The organism is Pseudomonas sp. CFSAN084952 (genome assembly GCF_009648855.1).
Lineage (GTDB): Bacteria > Pseudomonadota > Gammaproteobacteria > Pseudomonadales > Pseudomonadaceae > Aquipseudomonas > Aquipseudomonas paracarnis.
In genome coordinates this window covers 1,398,122-1,423,525 of sequence record NZ_CP045767.1, presented here as the reverse complement: position 1 = coordinate 1,423,525, position 25,404 = coordinate 1,398,122, and the positions used below count along the sequence as shown (strand labels likewise).

Below are 25,404 nucleotides of genomic sequence, written 5' to 3'. Positions count from 1 at the left end.
GTGACAGCGTCCGAACACTTATGGCCGGTTCTGGTTTTGACTGCGTTGCTATATATAAGCACAGTGCCATCCGGTATCACCGCTCGAAGACAGCACCTCAGCTTGGGCTCAGAGCACTGCAAACGATTCGTGCAGTCACGTCGAAATTCTCCAATGTGAGCACATCGATTGGCGAACGCCCCTTCAGTCGCTCATGAGGCTCACAGACCGTCCGATAAAGCCTCCATGCATCGACATCCGGAAACCGCCCTAACGCAGCAAGTACCAACTTGTGCCGCAGTGGATCAAGTTGCCAATCGGGAATGCGCTGACCGCGATTCCCCAGGCTCAGGGATAGCAGGCGCCGAGCCTTGATATCGCGGTTGATCTGATCTCTGGATTTGCCTGCCAATTTGGCGAAGACAAGCAGCGGCAGATTACTCGAAGCTTCATAGGTGGCGAGCATCTCGGCGCGCTGACGTTGTATGTCTGATACTTGGGGTTCGCGCAGCTGTTCAGTCTGCGTTGAAGCAGGTAGGACAGGTGAATACTGATCCGCGTTAAGGACCGGTTCGTTGCTGACGGACTTTTTAGAGGCTAAGACCGTCGTCCCTGGTAAGCCACTGCTGTACAGAACGGCGTTTGTGTTCGCGCTTTCCAACGAAGGTAAAGAAGCTGCGCCCTCTAAACGAATAGTAAGCGGAGAGCTTGCCGCTTTCAGCTGGCCCTGCCCCCACAGGTCCAGTCGGTTCGCCCAATCCTGCATCATCGTCCGGCGCTGCTCCACGTATTCCGCGTGATTGTAGGCCGCACTCACCTTGTCCGGATCGGCATGAGAAAGCTGAGCATCCACCCACACCTTCGGGTATCCGATCTCGTTCAGCGCCGTCGAGATCGTCGCCCTCATGCCATGACCGGTGAGTTGATCGGCATACCCCATCCGGCGCAAGGCGCCATTCAGCGTGTTCTCGCTGATGCGCTTGCTCAGGTCGCTTCGATGCGCAAACAAGTAGCGCTGTGCCGGGACAACCTGGTCCAGCAAGTGACGCACGATCTCGAGCGCCTGCACCGACAGCGGCACGATGTAGGGCGGTACGTTTTGGATCTGCTTACTCGGCTTTCGCATCGCTAACTGGAGCTGCTTCACCACCTCCGCCGGTATGACCCACAAACGCTTCTCCAGATCGAACTGGTCGGGTGTTGCCAACCGCAATTCGCCCGTGCGGACACCGGTCAGCAACAACAACCGAAGGCCAAGCCGAGTTTGGTTGGCACCGCCGTAGCTTCGAAGAGCAGCCATCAATCCCGGAAGCTCGTCCATACGAAGAAATGGATTGTGCGTAACCGGAGGTTTGGGGAGTGCAACTACATCAAGGTCTGAAGCTGGGTTGTGTTCCAGCCCCTCGATCTTCACCAGCGCATAGCGGAACAATTGGTTGAACCAGGTCCGGCATTTTTCGGCAGTCGTTAAGGCCTTGCGCTGTTCGATCCTGCTCAGCAAATCCAATAGATCGTGACGATTGATATCGTAGATGGAGCGTCCGCCCAGCGTGGGCAGGACGTCCTTATTGAAGATTCTCAAGATCTGCGAGAGCGTGCTCTGGCGCCCTTCCTTCAGGCTTAGCCTGCGGAACGCTACCCACTGATTGAACACGGCCTCGAAGGTGTGCTCCTTCGCAGCATGAACAGCAAGTCGCTGTTGTTTACGATGCTCATAGGGATTGATGCCCTGGGCAACCAAGGCGCGCGCATCGTCACGTCGTGTACGCGCTTCTTTGAGGGAGATTTGTGGGTAACAACCCAAGGACATGCGCTTCTGCTTGCCTGCCCAGTAGTAACGGAAGAGCCAGACTTTTCCGCCCCTGGCCGTCACATTGAGAGTGAGACCATCACTGTCACCGAGGGTGTAGTCATTACCGGTGATTCGGGCATGCCGAACTGTCATTTCTGAGAGTGCCATCGCGAGCTCCTGAACAGAGTCAGGGCCAGATGCTCATCTCGCCACACAATCTGCTCCAGCATTAAACCGATTCAGTGCTCGTCAGAATCCTGGACTCAATTCTGGACTTAAACGCACCGGATAGTGCTGGATTTCAGTGGTTCCCGCCGGAACGAAAAAAGGGCCTAAAGGCCCTGATTTCAATCACTTACAGAATTCAGTGGAACTCTGTAGCGCAATATTTGGAGCGGGAAACGAGACTCGAACTCGCGACCCCGACCTTGGCAAGGTCGTGCTCTACCAACTGAGCTATTCCCGCTTGGTGATACGCATTCTATAGAATCCTCAGCACCCGTCAACCCCTTGATTCAAAAAAGTTTTATTTCTTTTCAACGGTGGTTCGCAGATGGGGCCAGGCCGCACGCAGATATTGCAGCATGGACCACAGGGTCAGGCCGGCCGCGACCAGCAGCAAGGCGTAGCCCGTGAGGACCCAGAACGAGAAGTCCGACGGGTTGGCCAGCAGGATCACCAGCGCGAGCATTTGCGCGGCGGTTTTCCATTTGCCCATGTTGGAGACGGCCACGTGGGCGCGGGCGCCGATTTCGGCCATCCATTCGCGCAGGGCCGAGACGACGATCTCGCGGCCGATGATGACGGCGGCCGGCAGGGTCAGCCACAGGTTGCCGTGTTCCTGTACCAGCAGCACCAGGGCGACGGCCACCATGAGTTTGTCGGCCACGGGGTCGAGGAACGCGCCGAAGGGCGTGCTCTGCTCCAGGCGGCGGGCCAGGTAGCCGTCGAGCCAGTCGGTGGCGGCTGCGAAGGCAAATACCGAACTGGACGCGACGTAGCTCCATTCATACGGCAAATAGAACAACAATATGAAAATCGGGATAAGCAGGACGCGTAGTACGGTGATCAGATTAGGGATATTCATCGGCACAACTGGCTACGAGGTGAGAAGGCATTCTATTCGCTGTGCAGATTGGCATAAATCAATTCAGCGAGCTTTTTACTGATACCGGGTGCTTTGGCTATCTCGTCAATGCTGGCACGGGAGAGCTCCTGCAAGCCACCAAAATGTTTAAGCAAGTCGCGACGCCGCGTCGGGCCAACCCCTGCCACCCCTTCCAGGGTTGAAGTTCGCCGGGTTTTGCCACGGCGGGCGCGGTGGCCGGTAATGGCGAAACGGTGGGCTTCGTCGCGGATTTGTTGAATCAGATGCAGTGCGGGTGAGTCGCCCTTCAACGTGAACTCATGGGCGGCATCATTCAAGTACAACGTCTCGAAACCGGCCTTGCGCGTGGTGCCCTTGGCCACACCGAGCAGGATCAGGTCGGGCACCGCCAGTTCGTTGAGCACGTCACGGGCCATGGATAACTGGCCCTTACCGCCGTCTACCAGCAGGATATCGGGGAGCTTGCCCTCCCCGTCCTTCAACTTGCTGAATCGCCGCGTGAGCGCCTGGTGCATGGCGGCATAGTCATCGCCGGCGGTAACGCCTTCGATGTTGTAGCGCCGGTAGTCGGCCTTGATCGGCCCTTCCGGCCCGAATACCACGCAAGAGGCCACTGTGGCCTCGCCGCTGGAGTGGCTGATGTCGTAGCACTCCAGGCGCTGGGGCGGCTCGTCCAGGTTGAGGACCTCGGCCAGGGCGTCGAAGCGTGCAGCGACGTGCTGTCGGTTCGCCAGCCGCGCGCCCAGGGCCTGTTCGGCGTTAGTCACGGCCAGCTGCTGCCAGCGAGCACGGGTGCCGCGTACGCGGTGGCTGATGTCCAGCTCGCGGCCGCGCAGCTCGTGGATGGCCTCGATCAAGGTGGGGAAGTCTTCGTGCACCACGTTGACGATCAGTTCAGACGGCAGGTCGCGCTCAGGGCTGCTGACGTAGTATTGGCCAAGGAATGCGGCCATGACCTCCGCCACGTCTTCGTCGATACCGGTCTGCGGGAAGAAGTTCTTGCTGCCTAATACCCGCCCGCCTCGTACGCTGATCAGGTGCACACAGGCGCCGCCCGGGTTGACGAACGCGGCGATCACGTCAACGTCACCGGTGCCGCCTTCCATGCTTTGCTGGTCCTGGACACGGCGCAGCAGGGAGATCTGGTCGCGCAGTTCGGCGGCCTTTTCGAAATCCAGGGTACTGGCGGCCTGCTCCATGGCCCCGGACAACTCATCGGTGAGTGCGTTGCTGCGCCCTTCGAGGAACATCACCGAATGGCGCACATCCTCGGCGTACTCCGAAGGTTCCACCAGCCCCACGCAGGGCGCCTTGCAGCGCTTGATCTGGTATTGCAGGCACGGCCGGGTGCGGTTCTTGTAGAAGCTGTCTTCGCACTGACGCACAAAAAAGGTTTTTTGCAGCAGGCTCAGGCTTTCACGAATCGCCCCGGCGCTGGGGTAAGGCCCGAAGTACTTGCCCTTTTGCTTCTTTGCCCCGCGGTGAATGCTCAGGCGGGGAAAGTTGCCGTCGGATAAAAACACGTAAGGGTAGGATTTATCATCACGCAACAGGATGTTGTAAGGCGGCCGCCATTCCTTGATCAGCGTCTGCTCAAGCAGCAGCGCCTCGGTTTCATTGGCGGTGATGGTGGTTTCGACCTGGGCGATACGCGCCACCAGGGCGGCGGTTTTCGGCGCAAGGCCGGTCTTGCGAAAGTAGCTCGCCAGACGGTTCTTCAGGTTCTTGGCTTTGCCCACGTAAAGCAGGCGCGCCTCGCTGTCGAACATGCGGTACACGCCGGGGCGGCCACTGCAGGTGGAGAGAAAGGCACTCGGATCAAACGGTGTGGTCATGTCAGGCGCTGGCGTCCACCATGCCGTGGCGCACTGCGAGCAGGGTCAATTCAACATCACTGCTGATGGCAAGCTTCTCGAAGATACGATAACGGTAGGTATTGACGGTCTTGGGCGACAGGCACAGCTTGTCAGAGATGGTCTGCACCTTCTGGCAACCGACGATCATCAGGGCGATCTGGATTTCCCGCTCCGACAGCGCATCAAATGGCGAATCGCTGGTGGGCTGGAACGACTTGATCGCCAATTGCTGGGCAATCTGCGGGCTGATGTAACGCTGGCCGGCAAATACCAGGCGAATGGCTTGCACCATCTCGGCCAGGCCTGCGCCCTTGGTGAGGTAGCCGGCGGCACCGGCTTGCAGCAAACGGGTGGGAAACGGGTCTTCCTCGCACACCGTGACCACCACGACCTTGATGTCCGGATGGCTGCGCAATAACTTGGTCGTGGCACCAAGACCGCCAATCCCAGGCATCTTGACGTCCATCAGTACCACATCGGGCTTCAACTCCCGGGCCTTGATCAGGGATTCCTCCCCCGACTCCGCCTGGCCGACTACTTGCAGGCCGTCGATGTCAGCCAGCATTCGTGTAATGCCTGTACGAACGAGATCATGGTCATCGACTACTAGCACCCTAATCAAGCAGACACCTCGCGATATGGTCTTATAGGTTGCTGAACACCTTAGCAAAAAACCAAGGCGCAGACCTAGTTGCAAGTGTCATATATATAGAGATTAAACGTGCTGCGGCTGTTCGCCGGCTGGCGAACAGCCCTGTTTCCTGGGCTAAAGGTCAGGATTCCTGGGGGGGCGACTTGGCTTTTCCGTTCACCACGGATGAATGCTCAGCCAAGGTACTGGTCAAGCGACGGATTGCGTCCTGGTCTTCCTTGAACATCGCTCGGTAATTGCCCAGCACTTTCTCTTCGATCTTGCTCAGGTTATCCAGCTGGATCGGCGTTGGGCTGCCGGTCAACACGTACAGGATATCCACACCTTTTTCGGCGACGCGAGACAAATAGTCGGCCTTGGGTGCACGACCACCGCTTTCATATTTGCCTTGGGCGTTCGCTTCAACGCCTCCAATTTCTCCAAAAACTTTCTGCGACAGGCCAAGTCGCTCTCTTTCTTGCCTTAAGCGCGAACCGATTCCACTCATTTGGATGTATGATCCTAAATTGGCACACCCCAAGAGGTGTCACACCATCACTTCGTTAAACAAACTTGAACGGTTTTGAACTATGCCCGGAATCCGTACTGCTGCACAAGCCAAGGCCTGGCTGGAACATCAAGGAAAGTCAGTTCAAGCGTTCGCCCGGGAACATGGCGTAGACCCGGCAACCACGTATCAAGTGCTCTCCGGGCGCAAAAAGGGACGGCGTGGAGAAGCCCATAAAGTGGCGGTACTTCTGGGCATGAAAGAGGGCGTTATCGTGGATGAGCCAAGAGCTCAATCCCACGACGAACAAAGCACTAACTGACAGCAGTATGCGCTTATTTGTAGGACGTGCATGTTTTAGTCCGATGTGAGTGCGCGACACTCACGCTCCATCCGCCAGAAGCCATCCTCTTCACCGACAATGCTCAACCCCAAGCGCTGATACAGCCTTCTTGCCGGGTTGGTCTTGAACACCGTCAAACGTAGAAAGCCCAGGCCCTCGACGCGTGCCTTGAGCGCCATTTGCTCCAGCACCCATGTGCCCGCGCCCTGCTTGCGCCAGCATTCCAGCAGGTGCAGCTCGCGGATATACAGGGCCTTGCCATCGCGGCTCAGGCTGATAAAGCCCATGACGACGTCATCGTTGCAGATCAGCCAGTTCTCGCGGCCCGCCCAGGCCACGTCGAAGCCGTCGCTGGACCACAACAAGCCGTTCTGACGGTAGTAATGGCTCATGGCCTGCTGGGTCAGGGTGCGGGCAAACGGCAGGTCCTGCTCGATGGCCCGGCGCAAATGAAACCTCATTCAGAGGGCGACCACTTGGCCGGTCCACTGCCCGCCGTCGCGACGGGCGATCACCAACGCGTCGCCGACACCGGGGGCGGCAACAAGCAAGTTGCCATCGGCGGTCCAAATTGCACTGCGGCCCGCACAAGCCCAGCCTCCGGACGGGCCACCATGGTTAGCCATCAGTACCAACAGGCCATGCTGGGACGCATAGCCTTCAAGCAAAGCACTGTCCGCCGCGTAGCCTGCCTCGCTGATCAGTACGCTTGCGGCATACGCTGTGGCGCCCGCTGCCGCCGCTTGGCGTGGATGGCTGGCCTGGGAAAAGTCCGCACACACCGCCAGCGCGATGCGCTCCTCTGCCAATTCCAGGGGCTCGCCGCCCTTCCCCGCAGCAAATGCCAGCTCTTCGCCGGGGTGCAGATGCTGCTTGGTGTAGACGCCTACTGAACCGTCCGCCTCAAGCACCAGCGCGCCGATCAGCACACCTGTTTTTGGCGTCAAGCGCACCGGCATGCCCACCACGGCCGTCAACTGCAGCTCCCGCGCCAGTTCACGCAACGGCGTCAACACGGCGTCTTGCGGGTCGATGGCCAAATCGGCCGCCAGGAACGGCTCGTAGCCTGTCAGTGACAGTTCTGGAAACACCAGGCATTGCACACCCTGTTCAGCCGCGGCCCGCATCAACGCCAGGTGCCGCTGGATATTGGCAGCGATATCGCCCGGGATGGAAACGGTTTGCGCCGCAGCAAGGGTCAAGGCAGTCATGGTCGCGTCCTGGCAATCATTGTTTGAGAGCCGTCAGCATATCCACACTTGCCCCATAGCGGCATAGGTATCGCCGTTACCGCAGGAATGGATATGTACACGGTCCAACTGTGTTGACGGTCCGGCCGTCTTCGCAGGCAAGCCAGCTCCCACATTTGGATCGCGGTGCCTCAGCCAGATCAGCGCCGGCTGTCAGGCCGTCACGGGAGCAGGCTCCCTCGCCACAGGTCCAGCGTCGCAGCAACGTTGTGTAGATACCTATGCCCATAGCGGTAAGTACTGCCACGCGATAGAAATTACTGATTGAATCCACCCGCACGCCTCTAGTAAGCTCCCCCCATCATTTGGAGAGCCCCATGTTGCCACTCACCCACACTCAGGTTTGCCCTGCTGCCAGCGCCTTGCGCTCGGTGTCGGCTACCCGCGTGAATGGTTCGAGCGCACTGGCCGGCTTTTATTTTGGGTATTGGTTTAGCCACTGGCGCGCCTGATACCTGAAATCGGCGCCCACTACTCAAGGGGTCGCCTACCAGAGAAATCTAAACCCCCGGTCGGCTCCCCGACCGGGGGTTTTGTTTTTTCAGCGCCTGACAATTTGTTTTTCACGCTCACTTAAAGGAATCACACCATGAACTACGCCACCTATTACCGCTACGACACTTGCACTGCATGGCGATTTAGCCAGCTCCGTTCGGGACAGCCTGCCGCCTCCGACCGGTCACCCCGTGGTGGCAAGCCAACACACGTAGCCGATACGGCCAATTGTCGAACACCCCAGTAGGCCAAGCGTGCGGGAATCGCCCGCCGCTTGCCCAGGAAGCCTTGAATATGAACTCCTCCGTCGCCGCTTTGCCCGTCTCTGCCCTCAACAGCGCTAATGAAGCCCTGACCCAGCGTTTGCCCAGCGCTCTTGAACTCAAGCACCAACTCCCGCTCAGCCCGTTCCTCAACGAACAAGTCCACGCCCATCGCCAAGCCGTGCGCGCCATCCTCAATGGCGAAGATTCACGCTTGCTGGTGATTGTCGGCCCGTGCTCGATCCACGACCCGGAATCGGCCATGGAATACGCGCGCAATCTGAAGAAGCTTGCGCTTGAAGTCAGCGACCAGATGCTGCTGGTGATCCGTGCCTACGTCGAGAAACCGCGCACCACTGTGGGCTGGAAAGGCTTGGCCTACGATCCGCACTTGGACGGCAGCGATGACATGGCCGCCGGCCTGACCCTGTCCCGCCAATTGATGCGTGAAATGCTGCGCCTGGGCCTGCCGGTGGCCACCGAGTTGCTGCAACCCATGGCCGCCGGCTACTTCGATGACCTGCTCACTTGGGTCGCCATTGGCGCACGCACGACCGAATCGCAGATTCACCGCGAAATGGCCAGCGGCCTGGGCATGCCCGTGGGCTTCAAAAACGGCACCGACGGTGGCGTCGCCATTGCCTGCGATGCAATGCGCTCAGCCTCTCACCCGCATCGTCATTTCGGCGTCGACAGCCAGGGCCACCCGGCGATCATCCAGACGCCCGGCAACCCCGACACTCATTTGGTGCTGCGCGGCGGCCATCGTGGGCCCAACTACGATGCGCAAAGCGTGGCCGACGTAAAGCATGACCTGGCCAAGTCCAAAGTAGCGCCACGAATCATGGTCGATTGCAGCCATGCTAACAGCGGCAAGAACCCGCTGCGCCAACCGGCGGTATTCAATGACGTGCTTGAGCAGCGCTTGCAAGGTGATACCTCGCTGGTCGGCATGATGCTTGAGAGTCACCTGTTCGAAGGCTGCCAGCCGCTGAGCGCGTCGATGAAATACGGCGTTTCGGTGACCGATGGTTGCCTGGGTTGGGACGGGACCGAGCAGTTGTTACGCAGTGCCGCCGAGCGTTTGCGGGAACACGGCAAAGCCGACTGATCGGTGAAAAACATTAGATCGGCCTGGAATTTCTGTTTGGCAAACTCCTGCAGTGGGCGAGCATGGGCCGGTAGTGGCGTGTGCTCGATGCCTTCTCTTGCCTGCTTCTGCGAAGATTGAACTGGCCCGTAGATTTCGTGGCATACGGTAAACACGATGCACCCTTGAATCGCCTTCGTGCAGGAGCGAGCTTGCTCGCAAAAAAACGTCAACGATAACGCGTGCTTCCTGAATAAACGCAGCGCCTGCGAGTTTTTCGCGAGCGAGCTCCTACAAACAATGGCTGTGGACTAGGCCCGGGCCACCGGCATGCGGGACAGCTCTCGAAGCCACGGCAATACCCGCAGGCCGTTGGCAGTCTCGCAGGGGTCGACGATGTCCATGAAGTGTTCGAGGTTGACGTGGTCCGGCACACCCGGCAATCGCACTCGCACAGCCGGCGTTACGCCGCAAGGGGCGCCCAGGTCCAGATGCTCGTAGACGAGTACATGACGCACCTGGGGCAGAGGCTCATGGGCTTGGGCCATCAGCCCCGCATTGATTATCAGCACGTCGAAGGGTTCGGCAGGAATGGCAGTGAGAATCCGCACCTCTTCGAATGTTTGCACCGGCACGATCCGGTAATAACCCAACTGGTTGAGCATTTTCTCGATGTACAAGCGTTGCAGATGCTGTTCATCGGCAATCAGGATGGTCAGTGCTTTGTTCGGCATGGCAAACCCCTGGGCAGGCAGTGCTCGGCAGTGAGCGCAGCCCATTCTCCAGACATATGCCGACGACAAAATCAGGCATGTTCCCGGTTTGTGTAAGAGTTTTCCCAAATTTCCCGAATGGCGATCAACCGCAGTCAGGGCTGATTGCAATAAGCTTTCAAGCCACGATGCAAAACATCAAGCGCTTCGTTCACGCCGTCAACCGCGGGCCCCAATGCCTGACGGTCGCGCTGTTCACATGCGGCCTCCAATGCTTCACACCCACTGATCAATAGGTTTGCCTTGACCATTCGCGCGCCGCCCTTGGCACGGTGGGCCAGGTCGTGCAGCTTGGCAAAATCTGCCTGGCTTGCCAGGCGTGGCAGCAAGGCACGGTCCTCCCCCAGGCTTTTAAGCAACGGCGCCAACAATCCGACAAGCGCTGCGTGATCATCGCCGGTCAGCGCGACGAGTGTGCTCAAGTCGAATGTCGGAACAGGCTGCGGGCCCGCGTCTGCCAAACGCGAGGCCAGCGCCGACCGCAAGTCGTCAAGCCCGGTTGGCTTGAACAGGCACCCATCCATGCCCGCCTGCCGACAGCGCTCAGCTTCCTCCGGCTGGGCGTTGGCGGTGAACCCCAGCAACAGGCAGGGTTCAAGACCCTGTTCACGCTCTTGCGCGCGAATGTCCTGTGCCAGCTGATAGCCGTTCTTGAAGGGCATGTTGCAATCGGTAATGACGCCATCGAACTGCCCCGCTCGCCACTGCTCCAGCCCTTGCACACCGTCTTCGGCCGTGACGATACGGTGGCCCAGAAAGCTCAACTGTCGAGCCAGCAGCAAGCGATTGGCCGGGTAGTCGTCCACCACCAGAATGCTCAGCGCACGGCCCTCAGGCGCCGCCTCTTGCACAGGCTCAATCGGGGCCGGCAGCGTGGCGGTCATGGCCAGGGCCAACGTCACGTCCACCCGAGTGCCATGCCCCAGCACACTACTCAAGTGCAATTGGCCGCCCATCATTTCGCACAAGCTGCGGCTGATCACCAACCCCAGCCCAGACCCGCTGCGTGCCGACTGCTGATTGTTGCTGCCCTGGATAAACACGCTGAACAGCCGCTGCTGGTCGGCGACGCTAATTCCAATGCCGGTGTCTTGCACCCATAATTGCACGGCCAAGCGATCGCCCTCTACCACCGCCCGTGCAACCAGGCTGACCTGCCCATGGGGAGTGAACTTGATGGCATTGCTCAGCAGGTTCGACACCACTTGCTTGAATCGCAGCGGATCGACCAGCACCGCCTGGTCAATCAGCGGGTCCAATTCAACCTGCAGCGCCAACCCCTTGGCTCGGGCCAGCCCCTCGAACACCCGTGCGACCGACGCCAACAGCTCATGCAGGTTGGCGGGCTCCAGGGTCAGCGACAAGTGCCCGGACTCGATCCGCGCGATATCGAGAATATCGCCGATCAACTCCAGCATCCCCCGCGAAGCCACCGAGGCCACCTCCAGGGCGTCGCGGTCGACCCGCCCCTGTTCGGCATTTTTCAACGCCAGCTCAATCATGCCGATCACGGCATTCATGGGCGTGCGGATCTCGTGGCTCATGGTCGCCAGAAAGGTAGTCTTGGCGCGATTGGCGGCGTCGGCATCGTCCTTGGCTTCCTGTAGCTGGCCGAGCAACCGGTGCCGCTCGCTCACGTCGACCCAACCGGCAATCATACCCACCACCTTGTCGTCGCCGTCGCGGTACGGCAGCATCCACTGGTAAATGGTCAGCACATCGCCGTTGGGCACCTTGAGTATTCGATCATGAATCTGCGGCTCGCCCCCAGCCATCAAGCGCAGGTAATCCTCATGAAACGACTGGGCCTGTGGCGGGTTTTCGACGTCGGTTTCCACCACCGTCCTGCCGATCACGTCTTCAAGCTTGTAGCCAAACACGTCGAGGTAGGCGTTATTGCAGGCCATCAGCCTCCCTTGGCGATCACGCACGTAAATCGGGTGCGGCGTGCCGTCAATCAATACGCTCATGAACCGCATCTGATCGCTCAGCGCCCGCTCGGCCTGCAGGCGCTTGCGAATCAGGCTGCGCAGGTAAATGGCCCAGCCCAGCGTGACGGCCAACAACAGCGCCGCCAACCCAAAGCCTTGAAGAATCACGTTGCGATAGCGCAACCAGTAACTGTCCTCGATGATGACCTCGCTGCGCCACTGGCCAATCAACTCGTCCATTTCCTGCGGGGTGATACTCAGCAGTGCCTTGTCGAGGATCGAATACAACTCCAGTTGACTGCGGTTGACCCCAAAGGTCACGCGTGCAGGCTCGGTGCCGACCGTACTGGTGACACGCAAGCGGTCGCGGTAATACCGGTTGATCAGATAGCGTGCGCTAATCAATGAGTTGACCGCGCCATCGGCGTCACCATTGGCCACCAGCGCCATGGCTTGCTGGGGGGTCTCCACGTCGACAAAGATCACGCCTGGAAAATTCTGCGCTATCTCATCGTGCAGCCCATTGCCAACCACCATGGCCAGGCGTTTGCCGACCATGTCCTCCAGCGTGAGCGGGCTGTGCGGACCGTCGCGGGTAACCAGCACAAAGGGGTTGGTCAAGTAGGGCCGGGTAAAGCGCACTTTATCAGCCCGCTCCACGCTAGGCGTGACGACCGCCAGCATGTCCGCCGTGCCCGCGCTGACAATGTTGATCTGGCGCGGCAACGAACTGCCTGGCACCACATCGAACTTCAAGCCGGTACGCAAGCTGATGCGCGACAGCACTTCGGCACTCAGCCCTTCAAATTGGCCTTGATCGCCGATAAACGATAAGGGAAGGAAATCATTGAGCACCGCGACCCTGACCCGTGGATTTTTCTGCACCCAGCGTTGTTCACTGGCGCTCAAGTGCAGCCGGTCAACGCCGATTATGCCCAGGTTACCCCCGCTCCAGCGGCGTAGAATTTCCATCTGCTCGCTGGCGGGAATCGCCTCCAGCGCAGCATTGAGGATGGGCAGTAAACGCGTATTTTCCCGGGTGACGGCAAACGCAAACGGATTGACTTCCAGGCCGGAAAAATCCGCCATGCGTACATTGTTGAGGTGGTTGCGATTGATCAGGTAGTTGCTACTGATGGCATCCCCCAGGTAGACGTCGGCACGACCAAACGCCACGGCACCAATGGCTTCGAAGGTCGAGGCAAACAGTTCCAGCTGGGCCTGGGGGTAAAACGCCCGTACGGCGTCGGGCTGCATATAGTGATACAGCATCGCCACGCGCTTGCCGGCCAGGTCATCATTCAACACTTGGCTGTCACCGCTGCGGGTCACCAGGGTCGGTTGATCGTTGGCATAAGAGCGAGACAACAGCAGTTGCGGATCGGCCGCTTCATAGCCATTGGCGGAACCGAGGAAATCCACCGCTCCCTGCTTCAGGGCCTCGATCACTTCATCGCGTGTGTCGTAACGCCGAACCTCGATGGAGATATGCAGGGCCTGGCCGACCAATGCGGCAAAATCGGCCGTGATACCTTCGAGCTCGTCGTTGTTGTTAGTCAAGTCAAAAGGTACGTAATCGGGCGCCGAGACGCCCATCAGTAATGAGCGCCGCTCACGCAGCCAACGCCAGTCGGCCTCGTCCAGCGTCACTTGCGGGGTTTCGATATGTGAGTGCCCCAACAGCCGCAAAGCGTGAGGCTCTTCGAGGGCCACCGCGATCAGGGGTAACAGGCTCATCCAAAGGACCGTGGCGAACCTCATCAACGCGGTGGTGACCATTTCAGTTCGGATCAGATCAGATGGTTGCGCTGGGCAAACTTGGATAAGTGCACTACCGAGGACATTCGTAACTTCTCCTTGAGTCGAGTCTTGTAGGTACTGATAGTCTTGTGGCTCAGCAGCATTTGCTCGGCGATTTCCTTGTTACCCAGCCCCAGGGCCAGCATCTGCAACACGGTCAATTCACGATCCGACAGGCAGTCGATCATCTGCCGTTCCGTTTCTTGCAGATCGTCGCGACGCACCGAACTGGTCGGCAAACTGGGGAAGCAACTGTAGCCCGACATGATGGCTTTGATAGCCTTTTGCAGCTCATCCAGTTCACCGGTCTTGGCGACGAACCCCATGGCACCGGAACGCATGCAGCGGGTAGAAAAAAACACCGCCAGGTAGGAGGTCAGTACCAGAATCTTGCATGGCAGGCCCAACGCCTTGATGCGGCTGATAACCTCCAACCCGCCTAATTTAGGCATCGCCAGGTCGAGGATAATCAGCTCGGGACGTTGCTCCCTCGCCAACTGCATGGCATCTGCGCCATCCCCTGCCTGGAAAATCTCATCAAACCCCTCCACTTTCAGGAGATATTTGACCGTCGCCCGGATAAACGGATGGTCATCCACAATTAATGCTTTGCTCATAAAACTTCCCTATGTGGACAAAATACCCTTACACATCACACCGGACCTGGGTACCTGTGAGAACTGACAGTTCCGACGAGCGGCGCTGCCTTCTGAGGACGGTAACGAGGCGGTGTCTGGCCCCTTCAATTAACTCAGCATAACCACGGACGCCGGACCTCAACGACCCAACAGCCGCAAGTGCCCAACCTTAGCAACGCAATGATGTTTCAACTGAAGGGATAATCCGGACTACATGTAGGATTTTTCCACAAACAAGCTTAGCCAATCCTGGCCAGCCCAAAGGAGATCAATCGGTGGTACTCGGGCTCCAGAAAGCCTGTACCACCAGGGTTGATGTTGAGAGGCGCGCCACCAGTGCATCCAGTTCATCGCCATCCACCGACGTGGCGGCCAGGATGGCCTCGATTTCCACTTCGTCGCTGCCGAATGGCCGCACATCGACATCACTGGCCGGGTAGTTGCAGCGGGCCAACTCGGCTTCCAGCAATGCCATCACCGCCTGTTGCTGACTGCGGCGCGCAATGACATAGAGGATATTGGTGACCTCTGCCGACACCACGTCCAAGGGTTGGCGGTTGATGTTATTGACGATCGGCCGCAGCAAGGTGTTGGCCGCCAGCACAAACAGCGTGCCCAGCAAAGCCTCGAGGATCAGATCGGCCCCGGCGCAGGCGCCCACCGCCGCCGAAGCCCAGAGGGTGGCGGCAGTGTTAAGCCCGCGTACATTGCCCTCCTCCCGCATGATCACACCCGCCCCCAAAAAGCCGATGCCCGACACCACGTAAGCGACCACGCGCACCGCGCCTTCCGCACCGCCCAGGCGGTTGGCCATGTCGACAAAGATCGCCGCGCCTACCGCCACTAGCACATTGGTACGTAAGCCGGCGGTGCGTTGGCGGTACTGGCGCTCGAACCCGATCAGGCCACCGAGAATAAACGCAGCGCTGAGGCTGACCACGGTGTCGACCAGGGAGTTGAGGTTGATGTTGTTGATTGCCTGCATAAAAAATCTCCATGAATGCAGCGACAAATTGAAAAACACCGCAGGTCCCTGTGGGAGCTGGCTTGCCTGCGATAGCGGTACACCGACCCATGAGTCTGGCGACTGATACACCGTCATCGCGGGCAAGCCCGGCTCCCACAGGGTTTGGCGATGTTGCACGGGACCTGTTACTGCCAGCCAAACCTGCAGATGTAGTAGCCCTTCACCGCCTGTGTCAGCGCCATGTACGCCAGCAAAATCACCGGAAGGAACACGAAGTACAGCGACGGCAGCGCCTGCAATTTGAAGTAGTGCGCCAAAGGCCCCATCGGCAGGAATATCCCCACGGCCATGATCACGCCGGTCATCAGCATCAACGGCAGCGCTGCACGGCTTTGCAGGAACGGGATTTTCGGCGTGCGGATCATGTGCACGATCAGGGTCTGGGTCAGCAGCCCCACCACGAACCAGCCGGACTGGAACAGCGTCTGGTGGTCTGGAGTGTTGGCATCGAACACATACCACATGAGTGCGAACGTGGTGATGTCGAAGATCGAACTGATCGGCCCGAAGAACAACATGAAACGTCCCACTTCCCCGGGCTGCCAGCGTTGCGGCGTGGCAAGCATCTCGTCATCGACGTTGTCGAACGGAATCGCAATCTGCGAGATGTCATACAGCAGGTTTTGCACCAGCAGGTGCATCGGCAGCATCGGCAAAAACGGGATAAAGGCACTGGCCACCAACACCGAAAACACGTTGCCGAAGTTGGAACTGGCGGTCATCTTGATGTACTTGAGCATGTTGGCGAAGGTGCGCCGGCCTTCCAGCACGCCCTCCTCCAGGATCATCAGGCTCTTCTCCAGCAGGATGATGTCAGCCGCTTCCTTGGCGATGTCCACCGCACTGTCCACCGAAATCCCGATATCCGCCGTGCGCAACGCCGGAGCGTCGTTGATGCCATCGCCCATAAAGCCGACCACATGTCCGTTGGCCTTGAGCAGCCGTACGATGCGTTCCTTGTGGCTGGGGGTGAGCTTGGCAAACACATTGGTGGTTTCCACCGCCAGGGCCAGTTCGGCGTCGCTCATCGCCTCGATGTCGTTACCCATCAGCAAGCCTTGTTGCGCAAGACCCACTTCGCGGCAGATCTTCGCCGTGACCAGTTCGTTGTCGCCGGTCAACACTTTCACCGCCACGCCGTGGGCCTTCAGGGCCTTGAGGGCGGGGGCGGTGCTTTCCTTGGGTGGGTCGAGAAATGCCACATAGCCGATCAGCGTCAGGTTGTTTTCATCCGCCAGGCTGTAGGTATCACGCCCTGCCGGCATCGGCTGCGCCGCTACCGCCACTACCCGCAGCCCTTCTTCGTTAAAAGCCGCCGTCACCTGGCGAATGCGCGCCAGCAGTTCGTCGGTCAGTGCCTCATCGACGTCACCATGACGCACGCGATTGCACACCGACAAAATTTCCTCCACCGCCCCTTTGCAGATCAACAGGTGCGGTTGGTGCTCCTCGGCCACCACCACCGACATGCGGCGGCGGTTGAAATCGAATGGGATCTCGTCGACCTTGTGGAACGCGGTACCGACTTTCAGCTCACGATGGATGTCCACATGCTCGAGCACGGCCACATCCAACAGGTTTTTCAGGCCGGTCTGGTAGTAGCTGTTGAGATAGGCCATTTCCAGCACGTCGTCCGACTCCTGGCCCCACACGTCCACATGGCGCGCCAGGAAAATCTTGTCCTGAGTGAGCGTGCCGGTCTTGTCGGTGCACAGCACGTCCATGGCGCCGAAGTTCTGGATCGCGTCCAGGCGCTTGACGATGACCTTCTTGCGCGACAGAAACACCGCGCCCTTGGCCAAGGTCGAGGTGACGATCATGGGCAGCATTTCCGGGGTCAGGCCTACCGCAATCGATAGCGCGAACAGCAACGCCTCGGTCCAGTCGCCCTTGGTGAAGCCGTTGATGAACAGCACCAGCGGCGCCATCACGAACATAAAGCGAATCAGCAACCAACTGACCTTGTTAACCCCCTGCTGGAACGAGGTGGTCGCACGGTCTGTCGCCGTGACGCGTTGCGCCAAGGCACCAAAATACGTGCTGTTGCCGGTGGCCAGGACCACCGCCGTGGCGGCGCCGGACACCACGTTGGTGCCCATGAACAGAATATTTTCCAGCTCCAGCGGGTTGCGCGTGTGGGCGTCCTGCTGGTGGGCAAACTTCTCCACCGGCATGGATTCACCGGTCATCGCCGCCTGGCTGACGAACAGGTCCTTGGCGCTGAGCACGCGGCAGTCCGCGGGGATCATGTCGCCGGCCGACAATACAATCAGATCGCCTGGCACCAGTTGTTTGATCGGCAGTTCAATGCGCTTGGCAGCATCGCGGCGCAGCACCGTCGCGGTGTTGCTCACCATGGCCTTCAAGGCGTCGGCGGCCTTGTTCGACTTGGCCTCCTGCCAGAAGCGCAACAGGGTCGAGAGCACCACCATGGAGAAAATCACCGTGGCGGCCTTCATGTCTTCGGTCAGCCAGGAGATCACCGCCAACAGAGTCAGCAGCAGGTTGAACGGGTTCTTGTAGCAATGCCACAGGTGCACCCACCACGGCAGCGGCTGCTCGTGCTCGACTTCATTGAGGCCGTACTGCACGCGCAGGGCGTCGGCCTCCTGAGTGTTCAGCCCCTCGGTGTGGCTGCCCAGCACGCCCAGCAATTGCACAGTGCTGCGGTTGGCAGACGCCACCAGTGTCTGCGCCAGGCTGGGCGGTACTTCGCGGCTGACACTGGCATCGGTCACGGTCTCTAGCATCGCCAGGCGGCGAAAATGCCGGGCGATATGCCGGGTCCGCAGGAAACCGGCGAAGAACTCTTTGAGCAAAGTGAGGTTCATGGTGTAACTCCTGCGCGAGGAAAAACCGTCGTGCAGGCACTGCCCGTCCACACCGCGCCCGTCACACAGGCACAGCCGAACCTGGCCCGCCCGCCGTAACAGGCAGGCGCGTCCGTAGCATCCAGGCGTTACCCAGGTGCTGGTCAGCGTCGATGAGAGGGAATCAGGCGGGTGCCAGGACTGGTCACCGCCGGGATGCCGCTTCTCGCTTTGTGAGGCGAGACAACGGCATCTGGAAAATGCGCGTTACCTTGCCAAGAGGCCGGTTACCGAAACCGGCCGACGACTGTCACTCGAACAAGTACCCACTGAGGGTCTCCGCTATTGATGAAAACGCGCGAAGCTTACGCCCCGATGTTGCCAGAGTAAACCGTAGGAAAGTGCCTGCATGGTGAATAAGAAAATTCTTCAGGATGGGTTCAGGAACGCCTTTCTCAACCCCACGTTGGGCAATCCCGTTCGACCAGCGCCAGGTAGTTTTCAATGCTCGCGCTAGCCACAACCTTCACTTGGATAGACACCCTATTCACCTGCCGGCCCATCGTGATCCCCTCACGGGTGCGCACCTGTACATAGCCAAGCCTGAGCCAAAAACGCTCGGCTCTGGTATTGCCCACCACTACCGTCAGCCGTAGCCACTGAGCGCCCTTTGCCACCGCCCACGCCTCAAGGCCGGTGTGCAAACGCTGCGCCAGCCCGCTGCCGTGCCAGCGCGCATGCACCAGCAGTAACCCGATGTGCCACACCCCGGTGGCGAGCAAATCAGCGGCGATATTCACCACGGCGACCAAGTGGCCCTGCGCATCGCGGTAACCCAGCCAGTACAGGCGACTGCAATGCCAGCCAGCGGGCAATTGGCCGCGTAACTCTTCCCGTGCTTCGGTCGGGGTAGCCGGTTCGCCATTCACCGCGATGAAGTAATCGGGTGCCTGTTCAAAAAACTGCTGCAACTCAGCCTCATCGCAACCCAAAAGCTCAACCACCCGAATGCCTTCCAAGGAGCTGCCAGGCAACAGATGTAGATCAACGTCCATGTTCAACCTCTTCAATCCCGCGTCAGCACTTCCAGCAATTCAATCTCGAAGCGCAGGTTACTGTTGGGTTTGATATGCGCGCCCATCGAGCGCTCGCCATAGGCCAGGTGCGCGGGTACATACAACGTGCGCACGCCGCCAACCTGCATGCCCATCAAGCCCTGGTCCCACCCCTTGATCACGCGGCCAGTGCCGATCACGCACTGAAACGGTTTGCCCCGTTCCCAGGAGGAATCGAACACCGTGCCATCTTCCAGGGTGCCTGTGTATTGGGTGGTGATCAGCGCGCCCTTGACCACGGCTTTGCCGTCGCCCAGGCGGATGTCTGTGACCTGCAGTTCATCGTTGCTCATGGGGTTCTCATTGAAGGGGTCAAAGGCTGGGGTTTTCCCAGAATCGGATGGGTTTGGCAAGTGCAGGGGAATGGCCAGCGTGATGGTAGATCGTTCGCTGGAATGCATACAGCCGCGTTAACGCAATCCAATGTGGGAGCTGGCTTGCCTGCGAAGGCGGTGTGTCAGTCAATGCATCTGTGACTGCACGACCGCTTTCGCAGGCAAGCCAGCTCCCACAATTGGATCTGCGTGCATCCAAAAGCCTTTACAACCAATGCCAGAACCGGCTCCAGAACCCACGCCCCAACTCATCCTTGCACCCGGCATATTGGCGCGCATACATCTGCGAACGCGCCTGTACCTTGCTCGCTACCGGCGGCAGCCAGGCTTTGCTGGCGTAGGTGCGCTGGCGGTAGCCGCCCCAGCCTTCGTGGTAGTTCAGGTACTGGCCGTAGGCATCGTATTTGTAGACGCCGTTGATGGTGTAGGTCTTATCCATGTACCAGCCGATAAAGTCGATCGCGTCGTCGAAGTCTTCGCGATCAGCGCCGCTGCGGCCGGTGGCTTTGCGGTAGTCGTTCCATACTTCATCCTTGGCCTGGGCATAGCCGGAAGCGGTGGAGACGCGACCCCAAGGGATGATCCACAGCAGGTATTTACGCGGGGTCTTGGCGTCGTGGCGAAAGCCCGACTCCTGATACATGATGGCGAACGGCACCTGGATCGGTACGCCCCAGCGCTTTTGCGTGACCTTGGCGGCGTCGTACCAGTCGTCTTTTTCGCGCAAGATACCGCAGAGGTCGTTGGGCGTGCGTGGCGGCGAGGTGCCGCACGCTGCCAACAGGGAAGTGAGTAATAACAGTCCGACGGCTTTGCCTGCGCTCAAGGGTCACCTTTGTGGGATAAGGGTAAAATGCCAGCATTTTACCCCTTCACACAGGCGGCGTCCTTGCCGCAGACATCTTTAAGCCAAAGGCACGCGACGGGTAGTCAGCGCGATACGACCAATAAAGAAGCTCAACGCCGCACCCAACAGCAGCATGGCCAAGGTGCTCCAGGCGGCGCGGGACAGTTGCTTGGCAGCGACTTCACCGGCTTCACGGGCTTTCTGTTCAGCCTGTTTTTTCAGCTCATCGACTTTTTGCATGGCTTGCTGATAAGCCTGGGCATAGTTGTCGACGATCTGGGTGGCTTCTTCTTTGCTCTTGCCAGTGCGGGCCGCGACGATGTTGACCAGCGCCTCTTTATCCGCTGCATTCAATGCTGGCTCGCCGGACGCTTTCACACGTTCGAACCATTGCTTGAGCTCATCACCGGCCTGGGCAGGATTGGTCGCTGCATCGGTAGCCGACTGCTTGCCATCGGCAGCTGCCTGATCGGCTTTCTGCTCGACATTGGCAGGGTCCAGTTCAGCCTTGCCGCTCTGCTTGAGCAACGTATCCAGTTGGCCTTGCAGGCTGTTCCAGTCCAGCTCGATACCCTGCTCGTTCAACTGCTGTTTGATGCTATTGCCAATCCCCGGCGCGGCGGCAGCAATGCCACTGCCCGCAGCAGACAGACCTTTACCCACCACGTTGCCGGCCGTACCGACTACGCTGGAAGCCAGGCCCGCCAACAGCCAAGTGGTGAGCAAGGTGGTCAAGGTCCAGGTCAGCACCCCATGCAGACCGCCACGATCCGGCGCGGTGCGGCCGGCCACGAAGGCGCCCAACGCGATGGCGACCAGTGTCGATACAAACAGCCAGATACCCGCACCCGTGCCAAAACCGCTCAACGGGTTGCCCGCTTCCATCGGGTCAACGGCACTGGCGCCAATGGCGGTGCCCAACACGCTCAAAACCAGGTAGGTGACCAGTGCGATTGCACTACCGGCCAATACCGAGCTCCACGACACTCGAAACAGCGATCGATTGGTTTCATAGACAGTGGTCATACAAAGGTCCTTTTCAAATTGAGGAGCAAGGCAATGCGCCTTGATGGGTGTGAGTGTGGCGAAACGACATACGTTCAGTCCTGGCCCATATGCACCAGGCGCCCTGGTGCATTCGCACTGCCCCGTGGGCAATTACTCTGCACTATCCTGACGCCAGGATGTCGTAACCCAATGTGCCTTGCCCTGCCCTAATCGGAGACGTTATGACCCAGGATGTTCTCGCCAAAGAAACCAACCGCCGCCAACTGCAGACCATCATCTCGGGACTGTCCGACGGTGTGATTCTGGCCGAGGTCGACCAGACCATTCTGTGGGCCAATGAAGCGGCGTTGGCCATGCATGGGGTCAGCGAGGTCAAGGAACTGGGCGCCAATACCGAGGCGTACGCCAAGCGCTTTGCCCTGCGCTATCGCAACAACCATCCCTTGCCACTGGACAGCTACCCCCTCAGCCGCGTGGCTGCCGGTGAAGAGTTCAGCGATGTGGTGGTGGAAGTCACGCCCGCCGACGACGAACACCGCAGTTGGGTACATCGCCTGCGCAGCCTGGTGCTGACCGATGCCCAGGGTGAGCCGGAGTTGCTGGTGCTGATCCTCAGCGACGCCACCGAATGGGCCAGCGCCGAGCAACGTTTTGAGAAAACCTTCAACGCCAACCCGGCGCCCGCGGTGATCTGTCGCCTCAGCGACCTGCGCTACATCAAGGTCAACCAGGGTTTTTTGGAGATGACCGGCTACAACCGCGACCAGGTCATCGGCAAATCCGTGTATGAACTGGATGTGCTGGAACAGGCCGAGCGCAAGGACCTGGCGATCCAGCGCCTGGGCGAAGGCGCGACCATCCCGCAGATGCAGGCCGAACTGAGACTGCCCGAAGGTGGCAGCAAACTGGTGATCGTCGCCGGCCAACCGTTGGACATGAACGAGGAAGACTGCATGCTGTTTTCCTTCACCGACCTGGAGCCACGGCGTAAAGCCGAGATCGCCCTGCGCCAGAGCGAAGAACGCTTCGCCAAATCCTTCCGCCTGACGCCCGTGCCGACCCTGGTATGCAGTGCCGACAACCGCCAGGTGGTAGACATCAACGAAGCCTTCATGAGCATCACCGGCTATATCAGCGAGGAACTGATCGGCAAATCCATCGAAGACATCAACTTCATCGACAGCCCCCAGGCCGGCGCGCAGTTGTTCGCCACCCTGGAAAAAGCCGGCAACCTTGAAGGCCAGGACCTCAAGGTGCGCAAGAAAGGCAACGAGGTGATCGACTGCGTGGTATCCGCCGACACCGTGATTATCCAGGACGTGCCCTGCTACCTGATGGTGCTGATGAACATCACCGAGCGCAAACGCTCGGAGCTGGAACTGGTGGCGGCCATCGAGGAAGTCATGCAAGACGCGTCCTGGTTCAGCCAGACCCTGATCGAGAAGCTGGCCAACGCCAAGAGCGTCAACAGCCCCAACCTGCCGAATGTTTCCTTCACCGACCTCACCGCCCGCGAGCGCGATGTATTGGGCCTGATCTGCGAGGGCCTGGCGGACAAAGAGATCGCCTCGCGCCTGAAACTGGCGCCCAACACCGTGCGTAACCATGTGGCCACGGTGTATTCCAAGCTGGGGGTGCACAGCCGTAGTGCAGCGATCGTCTGGGCTCGTGAACGCGGGCTGTTTGCCGGTGATTTGCGCCTGAAAAACAAGCCCTGACCCTGCAAATGCACTAGTGCGTCTAGTGCGAATTCGCCTTATTGAGCGGCGGTGCAAGCAATAACCTTCAAGGGATCGTATTTATGCCTAGAAGGAACCCGCATGTTTACCCTCTCTCAGCTGCGCAACTGCATCGAAGAAGGCCTGTCACCGCTGACGTGCGAATTCACCCTGTGCCGGGACGCGTCCTTGACCCTCAAGGTCTATGATGCCGAGACCGGCCGCGTCGACCTGGTGGTCACTGGCATCAGCACCAACCGCCTGCAGACCCCGCAGGAAGTAGCGAAAATGGTGGATGAATTGCGCTACGAGCTGCAAAGCAACAACGTCGGCAAGCTCACGCTGGATGATTTGCCTTTATCGCCGCTCCCATGAAATAAAACACCCCACCTGCGACGATAAACGCCCCCAGCATGTAGAACATGTAATGGGCCGGCAGGCTGGCCAACACCAGCCCACACAGCACCGGCCCCAGCGCGGCACCAAGGTTGGACAGGTTTTGCGCCCCGTAATACATGCCCCGCAGGTGGTCCGGGGCAATTCGGTCGATAAACATGTACTCGGCCGGGAACACGATGATCTCCCCGACGGTGAACACCGCCATCGCCAGCACCCAGCCCACCACGCTGGTGGACAGCCCGAAGCCGATCAACCCCAGCATGAACATGCTCAAGCCAGCGATCAGCCACTGGCTCAGGTAACGGTGCGAGATGCGCCGGCCAATCAGGTACTGCAAGGCAATCACTAGCACGGCGTTGGTGGTCAGCACCGCGCTGATCACCGTGTAGGTGTATTCGGCGGTCGTGGTGGTCACCAGATATTGCGACAGATAGGCCGTGAACTGGCCGAACACCACCGCGCTGAGTAAACCGCCGAGGGTGAAGCACACTAAGCGACGGTCCTGCAGCAAAACGCGGGCGACGGCAAGGAACGGCAGCGGCTTTTGCGTGGCGTCCACCGTGGCCAAGTTACGGTCACCCCAGCGCCCATACGGCAGAAAAAACCCCAGCCCCAACAGCGCCGACAGAATAAACGGCAGGCTGATATCCAGCTTGGCCACCATCGCGCCAAAGAACGGCCCTACGGCATAGCCGATATTGGTGAGGGTGTACTTGATGGAAAATACTTCGCTGCGCGCGTCTTCGGGCAGCAGGCTGGCGAAGCCGGCTTTCACCGCAATATCAATGACGGCGTAGGCCAGGTTGATCAGGATCAGGCAGCCATAGAACGCCCAGATATTCTGCGCCAGCACCGTACCGATAAACCCCAGTACAAACACCAGGCTCAAGCCGAGCAACAGGCGATAGCTATTGATGCGGTCGACCAGGAAACCGCCGTAGACACTGAGTAGTGAACCGACGATCAGCGAACTGCCGATTACCAGGCCGACCTGGGTAATGTCCAAGGCGAAGTGGCTGGTGAGGTAGATCACGAGATAAGGAAAGGTGATGGCCTTGGCCAGCGTCAGCAGCAACGTGGCGCACAGCAACAGGTTCACAGTGCGGGGGTAGTTTCTGATGGTGGCAAGCATCCTGCTCTCGTTCTTCAAAGGTAACGCGACCATTGCGGTCGGTTACCTTAACGCAAGAAACATGAAGCGAGCAGGTGCCCCGGCGGAATTATTTCTTGACTGGCGTAATCTCCAGGATGGTGCCGTTGGTGGTCTTGAGCAGGACGTACTTGTCACCTACACGCGCCCATTGGCTTTCTTCTTCGGGCTGTTTGAGCCCGCGTTTTTTCCAGTCTTTAATCGCTGATTCCTCGCGCATCAAAATGTCCGGGGCGCGATCACCCTCTTTCAAGTCACGGGCGTTGATGTTTGAAGGTTGCACGGTTTCCTGAGGGGTATCGCCGGCCTGCACGACAGCGCTGACGGAGGAAAAGCTGGCAGCGACCAGCAGGCAAGCGGCTAAGGTTTTCGACTTCATGGGTGCTCCTTCAATTAATGGTGCGTACCCAGGTTCCGACCGCGGCGGCGCGTAATCATTCAGCCGTATTTCCTGTGGCCAGAGATTGCTCCCGCTGGGCTGCGCAGCGGCCCCAACCCATTCACCGCATGTTTTCAGTGGGTACGCGGTCGGGCTTTT

At 59.3% G+C, this 25,404-nt stretch carries 22 protein-coding genes and 1 tRNA gene; 4 read left to right on the top strand and 19 right to left on the bottom strand.

What is annotated here, in order from left to right; translation table 11 throughout:
* Window positions 1–97 precede the first annotated feature (97 nt).
* The 6 genes from GH769_RS06595 to GH769_RS06570 form a co-directional block, all read right to left on the bottom strand.
* Entirely contained in the window at window positions 98–1,939 is a 1,842-nt protein-coding gene (locus GH769_RS06595; protein ID WP_153649498.1) for an integrase arm-type DNA-binding domain-containing protein, read from the bottom strand.
* Between the two features lie 222 nt (window positions 1,940–2,161).
* Window positions 2,162–2,237 (bottom strand) — tRNA-Gly (locus GH769_RS06590).
* Between the two features lie 60 nt (window positions 2,238–2,297).
* On the bottom strand, window positions 2,298–2,858 hold the full coding sequence (pgsA, locus tag GH769_RS06585) for a CDP-diacylglycerol--glycerol-3-phosphate 3-phosphatidyltransferase (RefSeq protein ID WP_003190391.1): 561 nt from the start codon (window positions 2,856–2,858) through the stop codon (window positions 2,298–2,300).
* A 32-nt stretch (window positions 2,859–2,890) separates the two neighbouring features.
* Window positions 2,891–4,714, bottom strand: a complete 1,824-nt coding sequence (gene uvrC, locus GH769_RS06580; protein WP_019821446.1) for an excinuclease ABC subunit UvrC — start codon at window positions 4,712–4,714, stop codon at window positions 2,891–2,893.
* A gap of 1 nt (window position 4,715) precedes the next feature.
* On the bottom strand, window positions 4,716–5,357 hold the full coding sequence (gene uvrY, locus GH769_RS06575; RefSeq protein ID WP_003190387.1) for a UvrY/SirA/GacA family response regulator transcription factor: 642 nt from the start codon (window positions 5,355–5,357) through the stop codon (window positions 4,716–4,718).
* Between the two features lie 151 nt (window positions 5,358–5,508).
* Entirely contained in the window at window positions 5,509–5,874 is a 366-nt protein-coding gene (locus GH769_RS06570) for a helix-turn-helix domain-containing protein (RefSeq protein WP_003190384.1), read from the bottom strand.
* Between the two features lie 82 nt (window positions 5,875–5,956).
* On the opposite strand from GH769_RS06570, the gene GH769_RS06565 reads away from it, so the two are divergent.
* Complete coding sequence (locus tag GH769_RS06565; RefSeq protein WP_003190382.1) at window positions 5,957–6,196, top strand: DNA-binding protein; 240 nt, start codon at window positions 5,957–5,959, stop codon at window positions 6,194–6,196.
* A 35-nt stretch (window positions 6,197–6,231) separates the two neighbouring features.
* On the opposite strand, the gene GH769_RS06560 is transcribed toward GH769_RS06565, so the two are convergent.
* Window positions 6,232–6,678, bottom strand: a complete 447-nt coding sequence (locus GH769_RS06560; protein ID WP_032903480.1) for a GNAT family N-acetyltransferase — start codon at window positions 6,676–6,678, stop codon at window positions 6,232–6,234.
* A complete protein-coding gene (locus tag GH769_RS06555) occupies window positions 6,679–7,428 on the bottom strand; it encodes a carbon-nitrogen hydrolase family protein (protein ID WP_032903479.1) in 750 nt (249 codons plus the stop codon). It abuts the gene before it with no gap.
* An 828-nt stretch (window positions 7,429–8,256) separates the two neighbouring features.
* On the opposite strand from GH769_RS06555, the gene GH769_RS06550 reads away from it, so the two are divergent.
* Window positions 8,257–9,336, top strand: coding sequence for a 3-deoxy-7-phosphoheptulonate synthase (locus tag GH769_RS06550; protein ID WP_032903478.1), 1,080 nt, complete (start codon window positions 8,257–8,259; stop codon window positions 9,334–9,336).
* A gap of 290 nt (window positions 9,337–9,626) precedes the next feature.
* On the opposite strand, the gene GH769_RS06545 is transcribed toward GH769_RS06550, so the two are convergent.
* The 9 genes from GH769_RS06545 to GH769_RS06505 form a co-directional block, all read right to left on the bottom strand.
* Complete coding sequence (locus GH769_RS06545) at window positions 9,627–10,049, bottom strand: hypothetical protein (RefSeq protein ID WP_032903477.1); 423 nt, start codon at window positions 10,047–10,049, stop codon at window positions 9,627–9,629.
* Window positions 10,050–10,183: 134 nt separating this feature from the next.
* The gene (locus tag GH769_RS06540) at window positions 10,184–13,756 is read right to left on the bottom strand and encodes a transporter substrate-binding domain-containing protein (RefSeq protein WP_019821438.1); all 3,573 of its coding nucleotides are present in this window, start codon (window positions 13,754–13,756) and stop codon (window positions 10,184–10,186) included.
* Window positions 13,757–13,809: 53 nt separating this feature from the next.
* Window positions 13,810–14,436 carry a response regulator transcription factor gene (locus tag GH769_RS06535; RefSeq protein ID WP_014717992.1) on the bottom strand — a complete coding sequence of 209 codons (627 nt, stop codon included), beginning with the start codon at window positions 14,434–14,436 and terminating at the stop codon, window positions 13,810–13,812.
* A gap of 289 nt (window positions 14,437–14,725) precedes the next feature.
* Window positions 14,726–15,442, bottom strand: a complete 717-nt coding sequence (locus GH769_RS06530; RefSeq protein WP_019821435.1) for an MgtC/SapB family protein — start codon at window positions 15,440–15,442, stop codon at window positions 14,726–14,728.
* Between the two features lie 167 nt (window positions 15,443–15,609).
* Window positions 15,610–18,315 carry a magnesium-translocating P-type ATPase gene (mgtA, locus tag GH769_RS06525; RefSeq protein ID WP_032903476.1) on the bottom strand — a complete coding sequence of 902 codons (2,706 nt, stop codon included), beginning with the start codon at window positions 18,313–18,315 and terminating at the stop codon, window positions 15,610–15,612.
* 434 nt (window positions 18,316–18,749) lie between these two features.
* The gene (locus GH769_RS06520; protein ID WP_032903475.1) at window positions 18,750–19,349 is read right to left on the bottom strand and encodes a GNAT family N-acetyltransferase; all 600 of its coding nucleotides are present in this window, start codon (window positions 19,347–19,349) and stop codon (window positions 18,750–18,752) included.
* Between the two features lie 11 nt (window positions 19,350–19,360).
* Window positions 19,361–19,702, bottom strand: coding sequence for an FKBP-type peptidyl-prolyl cis-trans isomerase (locus tag GH769_RS06515; RefSeq protein ID WP_032903474.1), 342 nt, complete (start codon window positions 19,700–19,702; stop codon window positions 19,361–19,363).
* 247 nt (window positions 19,703–19,949) lie between these two features.
* A complete protein-coding gene (locus tag GH769_RS06510; RefSeq protein ID WP_003190361.1) occupies window positions 19,950–20,570 on the bottom strand; it encodes a hypothetical protein in 621 nt (206 codons plus the stop codon).
* 78 nt (window positions 20,571–20,648) lie between these two features.
* The gene (locus GH769_RS06505) at window positions 20,649–21,617 is read right to left on the bottom strand and encodes a hypothetical protein (protein WP_019821429.1); all 969 of its coding nucleotides are present in this window, start codon (window positions 21,615–21,617) and stop codon (window positions 20,649–20,651) included.
* A gap of 203 nt (window positions 21,618–21,820) precedes the next feature.
* On the opposite strand from GH769_RS06505, the gene GH769_RS06500 reads away from it, so the two are divergent.
* Together GH769_RS06500 and GH769_RS06495 are read left to right on the top strand one after the other, a co-directional pair.
* Complete coding sequence (locus GH769_RS06500) at window positions 21,821–23,317, top strand: PAS domain S-box protein (RefSeq protein ID WP_032903473.1); 1,497 nt, start codon at window positions 21,821–21,823, stop codon at window positions 23,315–23,317.
* 102 nt (window positions 23,318–23,419) lie between these two features.
* Window positions 23,420–23,692 carry a DUF1652 domain-containing protein gene (locus GH769_RS06495; protein ID WP_003190355.1) on the top strand — a complete coding sequence of 91 codons (273 nt, stop codon included), beginning with the start codon at window positions 23,420–23,422 and terminating at the stop codon, window positions 23,690–23,692.
* On the opposite strand, the gene GH769_RS06490 is transcribed toward GH769_RS06495, so the two are convergent.
* Window positions 23,655–24,848, bottom strand: a complete 1,194-nt coding sequence (locus tag GH769_RS06490; protein WP_032903472.1) for an MFS transporter — start codon at window positions 24,846–24,848, stop codon at window positions 23,655–23,657. The two genes, GH769_RS06495 and GH769_RS06490, sit on opposite strands and share 38 nt — an antisense overlap.
* Before the next feature lie 88 nt (window positions 24,849–24,936).
* Window positions 24,937–25,245 (bottom strand): RcnB family protein, encoded by a 309-nt coding sequence (locus GH769_RS06485; protein ID WP_014717981.1) that lies wholly within the window; start codon window positions 25,243–25,245, stop codon window positions 24,937–24,939.
* Window positions 25,246–25,404: the final 159 nt, after the last annotated feature.

Bases quoted from the DNA above. Each gene is read 5' to 3' on its own strand.
- GH769_RS06520 (WP_032903475.1), bottom strand. From the start codon at position 19,349: ATGGACGTTGATCTACATCTGTTGCCTGGCAGCTCCTTGGAAGGCATT.
- GH769_RS06485 (WP_014717981.1), bottom strand. From the start codon at position 25,245: ATGAAGTCGAAAACCTTAGCCGCTTGCCTGCTGGTCGCTGCCAGCTTT.
- GH769_RS06565 (WP_003190382.1), top strand. From the start codon at position 5,957: ATGCCCGGAATCCGTACTGCTGCACAAGCCAAGGCCTGGCTGGAACAT.
- uvrC (WP_019821446.1), bottom strand. From the start codon at position 4,714: ATGACCACACCGTTTGATCCGAGTGCCTTTCTCTCCACCTGCAGTGGC.
- GH769_RS06570 (WP_003190384.1), bottom strand. From the start codon at position 5,874: ATGAGTGGAATCGGTTCGCGCTTAAGGCAAGAAAGAGAGCGACTTGGC.
- GH769_RS06560 (WP_032903480.1), bottom strand. From the start codon at position 6,678: ATGAGGTTTCATTTGCGCCGGGCCATCGAGCAGGACCTGCCGTTTGCC.
- GH769_RS06555 (WP_032903479.1), bottom strand. From the start codon at position 7,428: ATGACTGCCTTGACCCTTGCTGCGGCGCAAACCGTTTCCATCCCGGGC.
- GH769_RS06540 (WP_019821438.1), bottom strand. From the start codon at position 13,756: ATGAGCCTGTTACCCCTGATCGCGGTGGCCCTCGAAGAGCCTCACGCT.
- pgsA (WP_003190391.1), bottom strand. From the start codon at position 2,858: ATGAATATCCCTAATCTGATCACCGTACTACGCGTCCTGCTTATCCCG.
- GH769_RS06550 (WP_032903478.1), top strand. From the start codon at position 8,257: ATGAACTCCTCCGTCGCCGCTTTGCCCGTCTCTGCCCTCAACAGCGCT.
- GH769_RS06515 (WP_032903474.1), bottom strand. From the start codon at position 19,702: ATGAGCAACGATGAACTGCAGGTCACAGACATCCGCCTGGGCGACGGC.
- GH769_RS06495 (WP_003190355.1), top strand. From the start codon at position 23,420: ATGTTTACCCTCTCTCAGCTGCGCAACTGCATCGAAGAAGGCCTGTCA.
- GH769_RS06535 (WP_014717992.1), bottom strand. From the start codon at position 14,436: ATGAGCAAAGCATTAATTGTGGATGACCATCCGTTTATCCGGGCGACG.
- mgtA (WP_032903476.1), bottom strand. From the start codon at position 18,315: ATGAACCTCACTTTGCTCAAAGAGTTCTTCGCCGGTTTCCTGCGGACC.
- GH769_RS06490 (WP_032903472.1), bottom strand. From the start codon at position 24,848: ATGCTTGCCACCATCAGAAACTACCCCCGCACTGTGAACCTGTTGCTG.
- GH769_RS06505 (WP_019821429.1), bottom strand. From the start codon at position 21,617: ATGACCACTGTCTATGAAACCAATCGATCGCTGTTTCGAGTGTCGTGG.
- GH769_RS06530 (WP_019821435.1), bottom strand. From the start codon at position 15,442: ATGCAGGCAATCAACAACATCAACCTCAACTCCCTGGTCGACACCGTG.
- GH769_RS06545 (WP_032903477.1), bottom strand. From the start codon at position 10,049: ATGCCGAACAAAGCACTGACCATCCTGATTGCCGATGAACAGCATCTG.
- GH769_RS06500 (WP_032903473.1), top strand. From the start codon at position 21,821: ATGACCCAGGATGTTCTCGCCAAAGAAACCAACCGCCGCCAACTGCAG.
- GH769_RS06595 (WP_153649498.1), bottom strand. From the start codon at position 1,939: ATGGCACTCTCAGAAATGACAGTTCGGCATGCCCGAATCACCGGTAAT.